At 63.7% G+C, this 13,866-nt stretch carries 15 protein-coding genes; 11 read left to right on the top strand and 4 right to left on the bottom strand.

Translation table 11 applies throughout. The annotated features are described in order from the left end of the window. Positions 1-107: 107 nt before the first annotated feature. The gene (ylqF, locus tag ACLBXN_RS08150; protein WP_043005477.1) at positions 108-1,055 is read right to left on the bottom strand and encodes a ribosome biogenesis GTPase YlqF; all 948 of its coding nucleotides are present in this window, start codon (positions 1,053-1,055) and stop codon (positions 108-110) included. Positions 1,056-1,178: 123 nt separating this feature from the next. Between ylqF and ACLBXN_RS08145 the strand changes: the two genes are divergently transcribed. After that, entirely contained in the window at positions 1,179-1,403 is a 225-nt protein-coding gene (locus tag ACLBXN_RS08145) for a hypothetical protein (RefSeq protein ID WP_043005478.1), read from the top strand. Then, positions 1,400-1,618, top strand: a complete 219-nt coding sequence (locus ACLBXN_RS08140) for an oxidoreductase-like domain-containing protein (protein ID WP_080757974.1) — start codon at positions 1,400-1,402, stop codon at positions 1,616-1,618. The genes ACLBXN_RS08145 and ACLBXN_RS08140 overlap by 4 nt, the downstream gene beginning before the upstream one ends. Positions 1,619-1,635: 17 nt before the next feature. Here the strand turns inward: ACLBXN_RS08140 and ACLBXN_RS08135 are convergent, their stop codons facing one another. The 3 genes from ACLBXN_RS08135 to ACLBXN_RS08125 form a co-directional block, all read right to left on the bottom strand. Next, complete coding sequence (locus ACLBXN_RS08135; RefSeq protein ID WP_447611781.1) at positions 1,636-3,303, bottom strand: methyl-accepting chemotaxis protein; 1,668 nt, start codon at positions 3,301-3,303, stop codon at positions 1,636-1,638. Positions 3,304-3,457: 154 nt separating this feature from the next. Further along, entirely contained in the window at positions 3,458-4,984 is a 1,527-nt protein-coding gene (gene gshA, locus ACLBXN_RS08130; protein ID WP_447611780.1) for a glutamate--cysteine ligase, read from the bottom strand. A 317-nt stretch (positions 4,985-5,301) separates the two neighbouring features. Next, a complete protein-coding gene (locus ACLBXN_RS08125; protein WP_034376464.1) occupies positions 5,302-6,213 on the bottom strand; it encodes an SDR family NAD(P)-dependent oxidoreductase in 912 nt (303 codons plus the stop codon). 552 nt (positions 6,214-6,765) lie between these two features. Between ACLBXN_RS08125 and ACLBXN_RS08120 the strand changes: the two genes are divergently transcribed. The 9 genes from ACLBXN_RS08120 to tolA all read left to right on the top strand — a co-directional run. Then, a complete protein-coding gene (locus ACLBXN_RS08120) occupies positions 6,766-7,071 on the top strand; it encodes a 2Fe-2S iron-sulfur cluster-binding protein (protein WP_211458575.1) in 306 nt (101 codons plus the stop codon). Between the two features lie 340 nt (positions 7,072-7,411). Next, complete coding sequence (gene ribBA / locus ACLBXN_RS08115; protein ID WP_003053263.1) at positions 7,412-8,533, top strand: bifunctional 3,4-dihydroxy-2-butanone-4-phosphate synthase/GTP cyclohydrolase II; 1,122 nt, start codon at positions 7,412-7,414, stop codon at positions 8,531-8,533. A gap of 15 nt (positions 8,534-8,548) precedes the next feature. Continuing rightward, the gene (ribH, locus tag ACLBXN_RS08110; RefSeq protein ID WP_003053262.1) at positions 8,549-9,022 is read left to right on the top strand and encodes a 6,7-dimethyl-8-ribityllumazine synthase; all 474 of its coding nucleotides are present in this window, start codon (positions 8,549-8,551) and stop codon (positions 9,020-9,022) included. Then, positions 9,015-9,551 (top strand): transcription antitermination factor NusB, encoded by a 537-nt coding sequence (nusB, locus tag ACLBXN_RS08105; protein WP_043005483.1) that lies wholly within the window; start codon positions 9,015-9,017, stop codon positions 9,549-9,551. The genes ribH and nusB overlap by 8 nt, the downstream gene beginning before the upstream one ends. 206 nt (positions 9,552-9,757) lie before the next feature. Continuing rightward, positions 9,758-10,951 carry a pyridoxal phosphate-dependent aminotransferase gene (locus ACLBXN_RS08100; protein ID WP_447611779.1) on the top strand — a complete coding sequence of 398 codons (1,194 nt, stop codon included), beginning with the start codon at positions 9,758-9,760 and terminating at the stop codon, positions 10,949-10,951. A gap of 52 nt (positions 10,952-11,003) precedes the next feature. Then, complete coding sequence (ybgC, locus tag ACLBXN_RS08095; protein WP_447611778.1) at positions 11,004-11,438, top strand: tol-pal system-associated acyl-CoA thioesterase; 435 nt, start codon at positions 11,004-11,006, stop codon at positions 11,436-11,438. After that, a complete protein-coding gene (tolQ, locus tag ACLBXN_RS08090) occupies positions 11,435-12,139 on the top strand; it encodes a protein TolQ (RefSeq protein ID WP_043005484.1) in 705 nt (234 codons plus the stop codon). Before ybgC ends, tolQ begins: the two co-directional genes overlap by 4 nt. A gap of 150 nt (positions 12,140-12,289) precedes the next feature. Beyond that, entirely contained in the window at positions 12,290-12,721 is a 432-nt protein-coding gene (locus tag ACLBXN_RS08085) for a biopolymer transporter ExbD (protein WP_012839211.1), read from the top strand. Positions 12,722-12,798: 77 nt separating this feature from the next. After that, positions 12,799-13,866: cell envelope integrity protein TolA (gene tolA / locus ACLBXN_RS08080; RefSeq protein ID WP_447611777.1), on the top strand; the 1,068-nt coding region annotated here is incomplete at its 3' end.

Below are 13,866 nucleotides of genomic sequence, written 5' to 3'. Positions count from 1 at the left end.
GCCAATAAGTTCAATCGCCCTGGCAAGTCTGATTCAGAAAATCTGCACGCCAGGCCTGCCCGATGCCATCTGCCTGCGCCGCCCGGGGCCGGGCGTTAGCCGCAAGCTCAGGGCTGCCGGCGGCGCGCGCTTCGGCGCGCCTTGGTCTGGGCGTCCTTCCTGGCCTGACGCTCCGCATCCTTTTGCTGGCCCTCGGCAAGCCAGGCTTCGAACTCGGTCGGAGTCTCCAGCGTGATGCGGCCAATACTCACATCGCGGAAGTCCGTCAGCACCAGCTCGGCCGCTTTCTGCAGATTCACACGGCCGCCGCTCATCACGGCACCGCGCTTCTTGCCGATCAGCGTCAGCAACTCGTCATCGTGCAGCGCCGCAATGTCTTCAGCCGAAATGCCCAGCTTGTAGCGCGCCTCCAGCATGGGGGCATAGTGCTTCTGCAGATACAAAAGCAGCTCCAGCGCCACCAGGTCTTCGTCATAGGCATTGCGCCCCACGGCGCCGCTGGCGGCCAGGTTGTAGCCGCTTTTCTCCACGATGATGCGCGGCCACAGCATGCCCGGCGTGTCCCAGAGGTAGAAATCGTCGGCCAGCACGATGCGCTGCTCCAGCTTGGTCACACCGGCCTCGTTGCCGGTCTTGGCCTGGGTCTTGCCGCTCATGGAGTTGATCAGCGTGGACTTGCCCACATTGGGCACGCCGCAGATCAGCACGCGCATGGGCTTGGCCAGACCGCCGCGCGAGGGCGCCAGCAGCTTGCACTGCTCGATCAGGCGCTTGGTGGGAGCCGGCTCCGAGGCGTCCAGCCCGATGGCGCGGGTCTCGCTCTGGGCGTTGTACCAGTCCATCCAGGCCTTGGTCTGGACGGGATCGGCCATGTCCTGCTTGTTGAGTATCTTCAGGCGCGGCTTGTGGCCCGTCATCTCCTGCAGCAGGGGATTGGCGCTGGAGCCAGGCAGGCGCGCATCCAGAACCTCGATGACCACATCGATTTCCTTGACGCGCTCCGTGATGGCCTGACGCGTCAGATGCATGTGACCGGGAAACCATTGGATGGCCATAGCGCAGATCTTTCTTGTTGTGCGGGGTGTAGGCACGCAATCGGCGCAAACACCCTTTTATGTCGGTGAATTCAGGCGCGCAAGGATAATCTGCCTCTGCTTTTCTGACCTGTCCGCTCGCTTATGCCCCTGCCATCCGCCCCCCAAAAGCCCAAATCCCGCAACGAAATCCTGATCAAAGGGCTGACGATTGCGCTGATCGGCATCATCATCTTGCTGGCTCCGGTGTTCAAGCCCGAAAGCGGCATCGCCCAGCTGTTTGCCCAGTCCCACATCGTGGGCTGGTTCGCGCTGGTGCTCGGTCTGGCATTCATAGCCCAGTTTCTCTGGGTTCGCTTCAAAAAATGAGCGATGCAGCCCTGCTGCAGCCGCTGACCCAGGCTCGCAGCCAGATCGCACTCTGGCAGCAGCGCGCCGCGGCAGCGGAGGTGACGCTGCGCCAGCCGCCACCCGAGCCCACGAGCTGCTGCGGGCGCGGCTGCAACGGCTGCGTCTGGGAAGGCTATTACGGTGCGCTGTCTTTCTGGCTGGAAGATGCGTCCGAAGCCCTGACCGCAGGCTGAAACCAGGCTGCCAAAACTTATGCCGTTTCGGCTTCCAGCGCAGGCAGGGTACGCGGACGAGCCTCATCTTTCATAGCATCATCATCGAAATCGATATCGATATCGACGATCTCGTTGCCCAGCGACTGGTAGCTGACCCGGAAACGCCCTGCCCCGGCCTCCAGTCGCTGCGCCTGATGGAATAGCTCGCGCGCCGCCGCACTGGACTCCGCCACCAGGCCGGCGTTCTGGCTGGTCATATGGTCCAGGGCCTGCACCGCCTCGCTGATCTGGGCAATGCCCTGGTTCTGCGCCTGGGCTGCCTCGGTGATCGATGCGATCAGACCGCTGACCGTGCGCACATCGCGCACGATATGTTCCATGCGCTGACCGGCCTGCAGCGCCAGCGTCTGGCCCGACTTCATCTGCCGGGTGGAATGGTCCATCAGCTGGCGGATCTGCTTGGCCGCTTCGGCACTGCGCAGGGCCAGCTCGCGTACCTCGGCTGCCACCACGGCAAAGCCGCGGCCCTGGGTGCCGGCCCGCGCCGCCTCCACGGCGGCATTCAGCGCCAGGATATTGGTCTGGAAGGCAATTCCGTCTATCACTCCCACAATGGCGGCCACCTGCTGGCTGCTCTGCGCCATGTGCTCCATGTTGCGCACCACCTCCTGCACCACGCTGCCGCCGCTGGCCGCCGCCTCGGCAGCGCTGCGCGCACTCTGGTCGGCATGGCGCGCACTGTCGGCCGAATGGGTGACCAGGGTGACCATGTTTTCTATGCTGCTGACCGTGGCCTTGAGCTGCTCTGCCGCATGGGCCGTGCGATCGGAGAGGTCGCTATTGTCCTGCGCCATCTGGCTGGATGCGGCGGCCACGGCCTCCACGCCGCCCTGCACCTCGCCCACCAGGCCCCGCAGCTGGCGCGTCATCAGCGCCAGCGACTGCATGAGCCGACCCAGCTCGTCGCTGCGCCCCGTTGACGGCGGCGAAAAACTCAGATCGCCTGCCGCAATGGTCTGCGCCAGCTGTACGGCCTCGCTCAGGGGAGTGGTGATGGAGCGAATCGTCGCCAGCGACAGCAGCGCCCCCACCAGCCCCATGAACAGGCCCACACCCACGGCCATGCGCTTGGCGACGGCGGTTTGCTCGCGCCCCTGCTGCTCGGCATCCAGGCGCTGCTGCTGCTGGGCCTCGATAAAGGCATCCTGGGCCTGGACATAGCGCCTGGAGGCCGGGATCAGTTGCTCGTCCACCAGCTTCTGCGCCTCCCAGGCCTTGCCCAGATCGCGCGCCTGATAGGCCTTTTCATAGATATCGAGCACGGCCTTGCGCTCCTGCTCCACCTTGGCCAGCCCGCCTCTATCCACCTCGGTCTGGGCATCGGCCTGTACCTGCTGCTGCAGACCTGCAGCCTGCTGCATCAGCCCTCGCGCTTTCTGCGAAAGCTGAGCGATCAGATGCTCCTCCGACGAGAGCACGCTGGCCAGCGCAGCCTCCACACTCTGCAGTGTCAGCGCCTGCCAGCGCAGCGCTAGATTGATGCGCTTGTCCGTGGCCTGAACGGCTGCGCTGACCCGCTGCTCCACATTCTGCAAATAGCTGAACAGGCCGCCTGCCACCAGCACATTGCACAGCAACAGCCCCAGGAACAAAGCCCACATCTTGCGAGCCACCGAAAGGTTCTGGAATTTCTTCAACAACATGAGCACACCGCCGATCAAGCGCGGAGCGCAGTGCCCCGCCGATCGTTACGATATGAAACACAGATGACGAGGCTGTGACACCACCGCCCGCGCAATGGGAAAAGCGCTTGCAACCCACAGGCCGCAAGCGCTTTCAGCGACTGAGCTCAGACAATCAGCGCAGGCTTGCAGGGTCCATATAGCGCTGGCGCCACTCTTCGAACGTCATGGTGTCGGCGGCCTCGATGGCCCGCTGCGCGACCACCGACTCCTGGCTCATCTGCTCGTAGCGCGCCTGCTGCTCGGCCGTCCAGGGCATGGCCAGCAAGGCATCGCGCGCCTTGGCGGACTGCGTGGTCATGAAGTCGATGAAATGGTTGTCGTAGGCGCCGGTAAGCTCCTGCAGCACATGGGCCGAGGGCGTGGACTGCGCGTCCTGCACGCGGGCCAGTGCCTGCTCCAGCGCGGCACTGTAGTCGCCCGTGCCATGCGCGGCATCCAGCGCCTGGGCATAGGGACGGCATTGCTCCAGCACTTCCTGCGCCCATTCGGTCAGCAGCACCTGCTGGCCGTTACGCACCAGCGTCAGGCCCGGCTCCCGGCCCTGCTCGGCGGCCAGATGCTGGTTGTGCTTGAGGTCGGCGATTTCCTGGGGCGTGTCATCGGGGCTGTCGCTGTGCAGGCAGTGCAGCAGGAAGACGTCGATCATGCGCATGGTGGCCGGGGCGATGCCCACGGTTTCATACGGATCGATGTCCATGAGCCGCACTTCCACATACTCCACGCCGCGCTCGCGCAGCGCGTGCAGCGGGCGCTCGCCACTCCTGACGGTGCGCTTGGGGCGGATGGTGCCGTAGAACTCGTTCTCGATCTGCAACAGACCCGTGCCCAGCTGGTTGTAGTCGCCCCCGGGGTTTCTCACGCCCAGCTGCTCGTAGGCCGGGTATGGACGGGTCAGTGCCTCATGCAGTGAATCCGCATAGCCCTCGAGTCCGTTGTAGCTGACATTGATGCTGGACTGCGCATCGCTCTGATAGCCCAGACGCCCCATGCGCAGCGATGTGGCATAGGGCAGATACAGTGCGTTCCTGCCGTCGCCCAGCGGCTGCAGGCGATGCTCGCGCCCTTCCACAAAGCAGGGACACAGCGCAGGAGAGGCACCGTACAGGTACAGCAGCACAAAGGCGTTGCGGCGGAAGTTGCGGATCAGCGCGAAGTACTGGTCGCTGCTCACTCCGGGCAGCGACCAGTTGTAATGAATCCCCGAGATGGTCTGCATGCGGCGGCCATAGCGGTGCCCCAGACCCATGCGGTAGACGCTCTTGGAACGACCCGAGTGCGAGCCGCCATAGCGGCCCAGCGGAATCGTCTCGTCCGTGGGCAGCCGGCAGGGCATGCTGGCGTTCCACATCAGCTCGCCGCTTTCGCTGAGGTTGCGCAGCACGAACTGATGGACTTCGGTGAGCTCGTCCAGGCATTCCTCGACACCCAGGCGCGCGCCGGTGATGAGTTCCAGCTGGGACTCGCTGTAATCGGTGGTGATGTGCGGGTGCGTGAGAGCCGAGCCCAGTTCCGCAGGGTGCGGCGTCAGGGCCAGCGAGCCCGTGGCCAGTGCCCGCAGTCCCTCTTTCTCGATGCCGCGACGAATGCCCAGCAGCCTTTCGGCGGTGGGCATATTCACGGCGGCCTGCGATGTCTTCATTGTTTTTACCTTCTTAGTGAAGACGCTGACGACAAACCTCGTCTGCCCAATCGCGCCCAGACGGCGAATGATAGAGAAACAAGGCACAACGCGAAGGCGGCTGGCCGCTTAACCACGTTTTTCGGCCTGTTGAGCTGCTACAAGCCCGTGGCCGCGCCAGAAATTTGTCAGGTTAACCGAAGCCCTGGCATGAGCACATGCTCACTCCCAAACAGAAAAAGCCCTCGCAAGAGGGCTTTTTTCAGCTGTGCTAATCGCAGCTGGCAGCCGTAGCCGCCGCCGGCACGGGCCAAAAAATGCCGCGAGCTTGGCTTTGATCAATGTCCATGTGCTTTCATGGCCTTGCCCACTTCCACCTGCCCCTGGACGGCACCGCTGGCCGGCACCTGCTGGCCCTCGCTGGCCGTGACTTCGGCCAGGCGCGCGGCCAGCTCCTCGGGAACGGTCTCGCCCATGCCCAGATAAATGCCCTCGGTCATGGTGATGTGCGCGGCCTCGAAGCCGCCGGCACCGGCGCAGACAATGGTGCGCGTGGGCGCGCTCTCGTGGGCCAGCACCAGCATGGCGGGCACCACGGCCTCCGGCTTCAAGGCTTCCAGCACCGGCTCGGGCAGCAGGCCCGCCGTCATGCGTGTGGCCGCCGTGGGGGCCAGTGCGTTGACCCGGATATTGTGCTTGGCGCCTTCGATGGCCAGCGTCTGCATCAGGCCCACCTGGGCCAGCTTGGCCGCGCCATAGTTGGCCTGGCCGAAATTGCCATAGAGGCCCGTGGACGAGGTCGTCATCACGATGCGGCCATAGTTCTGCTCCTGCATATAGGGCCAGACGGCCTTGCAGCAGTTGGCAGCGCCCATCAGGTGCACGTCGACCACCAGGCGGAAGTCGGCCATGTCCATCTTGGCAAAGCTCTTGTCGCGCAGAATGCCGGCGTTGTTGACCAGGATGTCCACGCGCCCCCAGGCCGTGATGGCCTGCTTGACCATGGCCTGCACGGCTTCGAAGTCGGTCACGGAGGCCGCGTTGGCAATCGCCTCGCCGCCCGCCGCACGGATTTCATCGACCACCTGCTGCGCCGCCGTGGCCGAGCCGCCCGAGCCGTCCACCGCGCCGCCCAGATCGTTGACCACCACCTTGGCGCCGCGCCTGGCCAGGGCCAGCGCGTGCAGACGCCCCAGACCGCCGCCCGCTCCCGTCACGATGGCCACACGACCTTGAAAATCCATTGCCATGATGTCTTGCTCCTTGCATGTGCATTGATGCAATCACTTTAAGCCCCCATGCTGCAGCGCAACGTAGCGTTTGCGACTGCCTGCGGGTAAGTCTGGAGAGTGCTATCAATCCGGAAGCTTTTACTACAATCAATCACTTGATTTCAATATCAAAACTATTCAAATTTCAATATTTGCAAGCGCTAGAAGCTCTTTTTTCAATAGCAAATATCAGTCATCCACAAGCGACGGGCTTTTCCCCAATTTTTCTCAACAAGCCTGTGGACAAGCCTGAATAGCTTTTGCAGCAATGTTTCAAATGATTGATTTTTCAGGATTTTTACAAAATGCCTGTTTTTTGATCAGACCACCGCCGACAGACGGCCACTTATCCCGTCCTACGCTGGACATCCTTGTGAACAACTGCAACTGCCCCATGAATAAGTCAGGCAAGTCGTTGATTTTTAACGTCACATTTATCAGTGCCGAAAAAACAGGCAATCCGCACCGGGCCCACGGCCTTGGCAAACCAGCTACAACAACGGGTTTTGCAAAGAATCACCACAGCGCCTCATGTCCAACGCCTCTGCTTTTGCCCCTCCCTTCTTCATCGCCAAGTGCGAGCCCAGCGGCCAGCAGGTCGACGCCTGGGCCGACCAGTCCCTGCTGGACTCGCTGGAGAGCGGCGGCGTGAACTGGCCCAGCTCCTGCCGCAACGGCACCTGCCGCACCTGCATGGGACAGCTGGTATCGGGCAGCGTGCACTACGACATCGAGTGGCCGGGCGTGACGACCGAGGAACAGGCCGAAGGCTATGTGCTGCCCTGCTGCGCCTATCCCGACAGCGATGTGGTGCTCAAGGATCATGAGTATCTGTAAGCCACTCTGAGCCGCCTTGCCGCTTCCCCCAAGGGGGACCGCATCCTCCAGGGCCGCTCTTGCCGGACGCCGCGCATTGGAACTGCGCCCGGTTCTTGCACTGCATCATGGTTTCAGGGTCGGCTCGCGCGCTCAAAGCCCGCTCTGCAATAGAATGAGCGCTTTCCGCAAGGCCTTGCCCTGCAGAAAGCGGCTCCGCCCAGGCGGCCCCCGCCTCACACGTTCTTTGGAAGTCCTGCCTGCGCCCGTGGCGGCGTCGGCAATGCCTCACTGGTGCGTGTCATGCGCCAGCCGCCGACTGCAGTGCATCGCATCCAGTTCACGTCCAAGAAGGCATTCCATGAACAGCTCCCTCCAACCCGTGCCCATCTCGCCCGTCGAAGAAATCGTGGCGGAAATGCGTGCCGGCCGCATGGTCGTTCTCGTTGACGAAGAGGACCGTGAGAACGAAGGCGATCTGGTTCTGGCGTCCGACCATGTCACGGCGGAGGCCATCAACTTCATGGCCCGCTTCGGCCGTGGCCTGATCTGCCTGACGCTGACCCGCGAGCGCTGCGAATTCCTCAAGCTGCCGCCCATGGCCGCGCGCAACGGCACCGTATACAGCACGGCCTTCACCATCTCCATCGAAGCCGCCGAAGGCGTGACCACCGGCATCTCGGCTGCCGACCGCGCGCGCACCATCCAGGTGGCCGTGAACAAGAACAGCCAGCCCAGCGATCTGGTTCAGCCCGGACATATCTTCCCGCTGCAGGCCGTGGACGGCGGCGTGCTCATGCGCGCCGGCCATACCGAAGCCGGTTGCGATCTGGCCGCGCTGGCAGGCTGCACGCCCTCGGCCGTGATCTGCGAGATCATGAAGGACGACGGCACCATGGCCCGCCTGCCCGATCTGCAGCTGTTCTGCGCCGAGCATGGCATCAAGATCGGCACGATTGCCGACCTCATCGAATACCGCAGCCGCAACGAATCCCTGCTGCAGAAAGTGGGCAGCCGCCCCATGCAGACGGCCCATGGCGAATTCATCGCCCATGCCTTCCGCGACGTGCCCAGCGGCTCCGTGCACCTGGCACTGGTCAAGGGCGAATGGCAGCCCGACACCACCGTGCCCGTGCGCGTGCACGAGCCGCTGTCGGTGCTCGATGCGCTCGAAACCGGCCGCAACCAGCATTCCTGGTGCCTGGACGAAAGCCTCAAGTACATCAACGGCAATGGCCAGGGCGTGGCCGTGCTGCTCAACTGCAGCGAGTCCGGCGAGCAGCTGCTGACCCAGTTCGAAGGCAAGGCCCGTTCGGCCCAGGCGCCTGAGCGCGGCCGCATGGACCTGCGCACCTATGGCGTGGGCGCGCAAATCCTGCGCGAGCTGGGCGTGAGCAAGATGCAGCTTATGGGCCAGCCCCGCCGCATGCCCAGCATGGCGGGCTACGGCCTGGAAATCACGGGTTACATCCCCAAGGAATAAGAGACGGAACACCAGATGCAAAACGCAGAAAAAGGCCAAGGCCAGAACCTCAACGGCGCCGGACTGAAGATCGGCATCGTGCAGGCACGCTTCAACGAAAGCATTACCAACACCCTGTTTGCCTCCTGCCGCGACGAGCTGCTGGCACTGGGTGTGAAGACCGAGAACATCGACCATGTCACCGTCCCCGGCGCACTCGAAGTGCCCGTGGCGCTGCAGACACTGGCCGACACCGATCAGTACGACGCCCTGGTGGCGCTGGGCTGCATCATCCGTGGGGAGACATACCACTTCGAGCTGGTAGCCAACGAATCGGGCGCAGGCGTGACACGCCTGAGCCTGGACTACCGGCTGCCGATCGCCAACGCGATCATCACCACTGAAAACATGGAGCAGGCCATCGCCCGCCAGGTCGAGAAGGGCCGCGACGCAGCCCGCGTCGCCGTGGAAATGGCCAATCTGCTCAACTCCTACGACGATCATGAGTGAAGAACAATCCAGCGAGTCCGGCTCGCGCCGCCCACCCCAGAAGCGCACCGGCCTGACCAGCACCGGCGCACGCAAGGCGGGCTCCAAGTCCAACCGCAGCCGCGCACGCGAATTCGCACTGCAAGGTCTGTATCAGCACATCGTGGGCCGCAATGCGGTGCTCGACATCGACCGCTTCACGCGCGATCTGGCCGGCTTTCACAAGGCCGACGTGGTGCACTACGACGCACTGCTGCGCGGCTGCGTGGAAAACGAAGTCTCCCTGGATGCACTGATCACGCCCAAGCTCGATCGCGGCCTGACAGAGATCTCGCCCATCGAACATGCCTGCATGTGGATTGGCGTGTACGAGTTCCAGAACTGCCCTGACGTGCCCTGGCGCGTGGTGCTCAACGAGTGCATCGAGCTGGCCAAGGAATTTGGCGGCACCGACGGTCACAAGTATGTCAACGCCGTGCTCAACGGGCTGGCACCCGAGCTGCGTGCCACCGAAGTGGCGCATGACCGCGCCAACAAGTCTGCCAGCTGAAGCGCTTGACCAGCAGCGCCGCGCCTGCGCGGCCCTGCTGCCGCTGCATGCATAGTCAAAGCAAACACTGCAACAGGGCCGCTGGTGCTATCGTGCACCCGCTGGCTGGTTGCAGTTTTTTTATGGGCGCAAAGCTGCTGCAGCGCACGCCCTGCAGTTGCCAGATTGCTCCCGAACGCTGATTGATTGAAAGAATAACGTCGTCCATGTCCGTCATCGAGCTTTCCCGCCGCGCCCAACGCATCGAGCCTTTCTACGTCATGGAAATGGCCAAGCACGCGCAGGAAGTGGCCCGCCAGTCCAGCGCCAGCGGCACGCCCATGATCTACCTGAACATCGGCGAGCCGGACTTCAGCGCCCCGCCTCTGGTGCAGGAAGCGGCTGAGCGCGCCATCCGCGGCGGCCGCACGCAATACACCCAGGCACCGGGCCTGCCCGAACTGCGCGAGCGCATCAGCGCCTGGTACGCCAGCCGTTTCGGCGTGGACGTGCCGGCGCGCCGCATCATCATCACGGCCGGCGCCTCGGCCGCGCTGCAGCTGGCCTGCCTGGCCCTGATCGACGAGGGCGACGAGGTGCTGATGCCCGATCCCAGCTACCCCTGCAACCGCCACTTTGTCTCGGCGGCCGAGGGCAAGCCGGTGCTGATCCCCTCTTCGGCTGCGGAGCGCTTCCAGCTCAGCGCCGCCAAGGTCGAAGCAGCCTGGGGCGAGCGCACACGCGGCGTGATGCTGGCCTCGCCTTCCAACCCCACGGGCACCTCGATTGCTCCCGACGAGCTGCGCCGCATCCACGACGTCGTGCGCGCCAAAGGCGGGCTGACCATCGTCGATGAAATCTACCTGGGCCTGTCCTACGACGAAGCCTTCGGCCAATCGGCCCTGCAGCTGGGCGATGACATCATCTCCATCAACAGCTTCAGCAAATACTTCAATATGACGGGCTGGCGCCTTGGCTGGATGGTGGTGCCCGAATCGCTGGTCGCGCCCATCGAGATGCTGGCCCAGCATCTGTTCATCTGCGCCAGCACCGTCTCGCAATATGCGGCCCTGGCCTGCTTCGAGCCCGAAAGCATCGCCGAATACGAACGCCGCCGCGCCGAGTTCAAGGCCCGCCGCGACTATTTCATCCCGGCTCTCGAATCGATCGGCCTGCCCGTGCCCGTCAAGCCCGACGGCGCCTTCTACGCCTGGGCCGACTGCCGCGCCGCGGCCGAAAAGCTCGGCGTGAAGGGCAGCTGGGACTTTGCCTATGCACTGATGAACCAGGCTCACCTGGCCATCACCCCCGGCCGCGACTTCGGTCAGGCCGAGACGGCGAACTATGTCCGCTTTTCCACCGCCAACTCGATGGAGCAGTTGCAGGAAGCCATTGCTCGCATGAAAAAGCTCTTCTGCTGAATCCGTGATGATGCAGAGCCAACCAGCGCCCTTGCCTGACGGGGCCGATGCCATGCAAGCCGCCGCAACCGGGGTGTTCACATTCCCGATGCGCGTTTACTGGGAAGACACCGACGCCGGCGGCGTCGTGTTCTATGCCAACTACCTCAAGTTCTTCGAGCGTGCCCGCACCGAGTGGTTGCGCTCGCTGGGCATCGCCCAGCAAAAGCTGCGGGAACAAACCGGCGGCATCTTTGTCGTAACGTCTGCGCAGCTTGAATATCTGCACCCGGCGCGACTCGATGACCAACTCTTTGTTACCGCTAGCTTGAAAAGTGCCGGCCGTGCTTCGCTCACAATCGAGCAGCAGGCGCTGCTGGTGCATTCCGACAGTCAGTCCCAAGAGTCCACGCCGCTGTGCACGGGCTCGATCCGAATTGGGTGGGTGGATGGCACGACCATGCGCCCCGCGAGAATTCCGAACCATATCCTGGAGCAACTTTCATGAACTCCCAAGACATGTCCATCCTCAGCCTCATCATGCAGGCCAGCTGGGTGGTGCAACTGGTCATGCTGATCCTGGTGATCGCATCCATAGCGAGCTGGGCCACCATTTTCCGCAAGGCCCAGACCTTGAAGCGCGTGCGCACGCTCAACGACAACTTCGAGCAGGACTTCTGGTCGGGCACCAGCCTCAACGACCTCTACGCCTCTGCGGCGCAGAATGCCAAGACCGGCGGCCCCATGGAGCGCATCTTTGCCAGCGGCATGCGTGAATACCAGAAGCTGCGCGAGCGCCGTATCGGCGATGTCGCCACGCTGATGGACGGCACGCGCCGTGCCATGCGCGCGAGCTTCCAGCGCGAACTCGACGAAATCGAATCCGGCCTGTCCTTCCTGGGCACGGTGGCCTCGGTCTCGCCCTATGTCGGCCTGTTCGGCACCGTGTGGGGCGTGATGCACGCCTTCACCGGCTTTGCCAATATGGAGCAGATCACGCTGGCCACCGTGGCCCCCGGCATTGCCGAAGCCCTGGTCGCCACCGCCATGGGTCTGTTTGCAGCCATCCCCGCCGTGACGGCCTACAACCGCTACGCCCACCACATCGACCGCATCGCCAGCCAGGAAGAGACCTTCATCGAGGAGTTCTCCAATATCCTGCAGCGCAATGTCGGCGCCACGGCCAGCGGCTCCGCCTCCGGCCATTGAGATGAAGCAGGCCCTGAGTCGCTTCGCGCCTGCTCCCTCCCTCTTCGGCAGGAGGGCGACAGCTTCGCTGGGGCAGCCCCTGCTGCGCGGCAGCCCTTGCCGGGTGTCTTGGGCCTGCGCTGAGCAGTCTATTTGTAAGGAGTGTGATCCATGCCAGCCATGAGTTCACGCGGTCGCAATCGCCGCACCGTCAACGAAATCAATATGGTGCCCTTCATCGACGTGATGCTGGTGCTGCTCATCATCTTCATGGTGACGGCGCCCATGCTCACGCCGGGCTCCATCAACGTGCCCAGCGCGGGCAAGTCCTCGCGCCCGCCGACCAAGAACATTGCCTATGTGCTGCTCGACAAGGACGGCAGCATCCAGTTCAAGAACGGCAGCAACACCCAGACCATCAAGCTCGACGACCTCAAGGGTCTGGCCCAGTCCTGGCAGCAAGGCCAGGGCGAGGACAGCGCCATCCAGATCATCGCCGACAAGGGTCTGCCTTTTGACGACGTCATGAAGGCGCACACCACGCTGTCCAAGGCCGGCGTCAAGCGCATTGCCTTCGGCGTCGTTTCCTCTTCCAGCAATTGATCCCCTACAGGAAGCTCTGCCTCCGGCCGCGACTTTGATGCATTGAAGCCGCAGCCCGCGCAGACCACCAATTCACCATGCCTAACCAGCAAGATCGCGATCAGTTTGCCCCGCCCCGCCCCAAAGGCCGGGCGCGCTCATGGTCGCTCGCCCTGGCCGCGCACGGGTTGCTGATCGCGGCCCTACTGTGGACGGTGCGCCCCCCCAAAGAAGCCGACGAAGCCATGGTCGAAGCCGAGGTCTGGAGCAGTTCCGCGCCCGCCTCTGCCGCCGCCGTGACACCGCCGCCCCCTGCCCCGGAGCCCACTCCGGAACCGCCCCCGGCACCCGAGCCGCCGCCACCTCCACCGGAGCCCGTGGTTGCGCCTCTGCCTCCTCCTGCTCCAGCCCCCAAGGTCCAGGCCCCTGACGACGATCATGAGGCCGAGATCGCCCTGGCCAAGAAGAAAAAGCAGGAGCAGCTGAAGAAGGAAAAGGCGGAGCAGGAAGCCCGCGAACAGCGGGAAAAAGAACGCAAGGAAAAAGCAGAGAAGGACAAGGCCGAGAAGGACAAGGCCGAGAAGGAAAAGGCCGAAAAGGCTCAGCTGGAAAAGCAGAAGGCTGAAAAGGCGGAGAAGGAACGCAAGGAAAAGCTCGAGCACGAGAAAAAGGAAAAGGCCGACAAGGCTGCCAAGGACAAGGCCGAGAAGGAAAAAGCGGAAAAGGCCGAAAAGGAAAAGGCCGACAAAGCCGCCAAGGACAAGGCTGCCAGGGAAAAAGCCGAGAAGGACAAGGCCGATAAGGAAAAGGCAGCCAAGGAAGCCAAGGAGAAGGCTGCCAGGGACGCCAAGGATGCCAAGGCAGCCGATGACCGCCGCAAGGCCGAGCTGGCACGCCTGCAAGGGCTGGCTGGCGGCTCCGGCGGCAGCGATCAGGCCGGCAGCGGCGGCAGCCGCACGGGTGGTGCGGGCAGCAGTGCCAGCGGCGGCCCCTCGGCGGGTTATGCGGCCAAGGTGGCAGCGCGCGTCAAGCCCAACATCGTCTACCCCGATGCGGTCAGCGGCAATCCGCGTGCCGAGGTTCGCGTGCGCACGGCACCGGACGGCACCATCACCAGCGCCACGATCTCCAAGTCCAGCGGCAACGCGGCCTGGGACGACGCCGTG

The organism is Comamonas sp. C24C, from assembly GCF_053345995.1.
The sequence above is the reverse complement of the archived record's forward strand: the minus strand, read 5'-3'. Positions and strand labels throughout refer to the sequence as shown.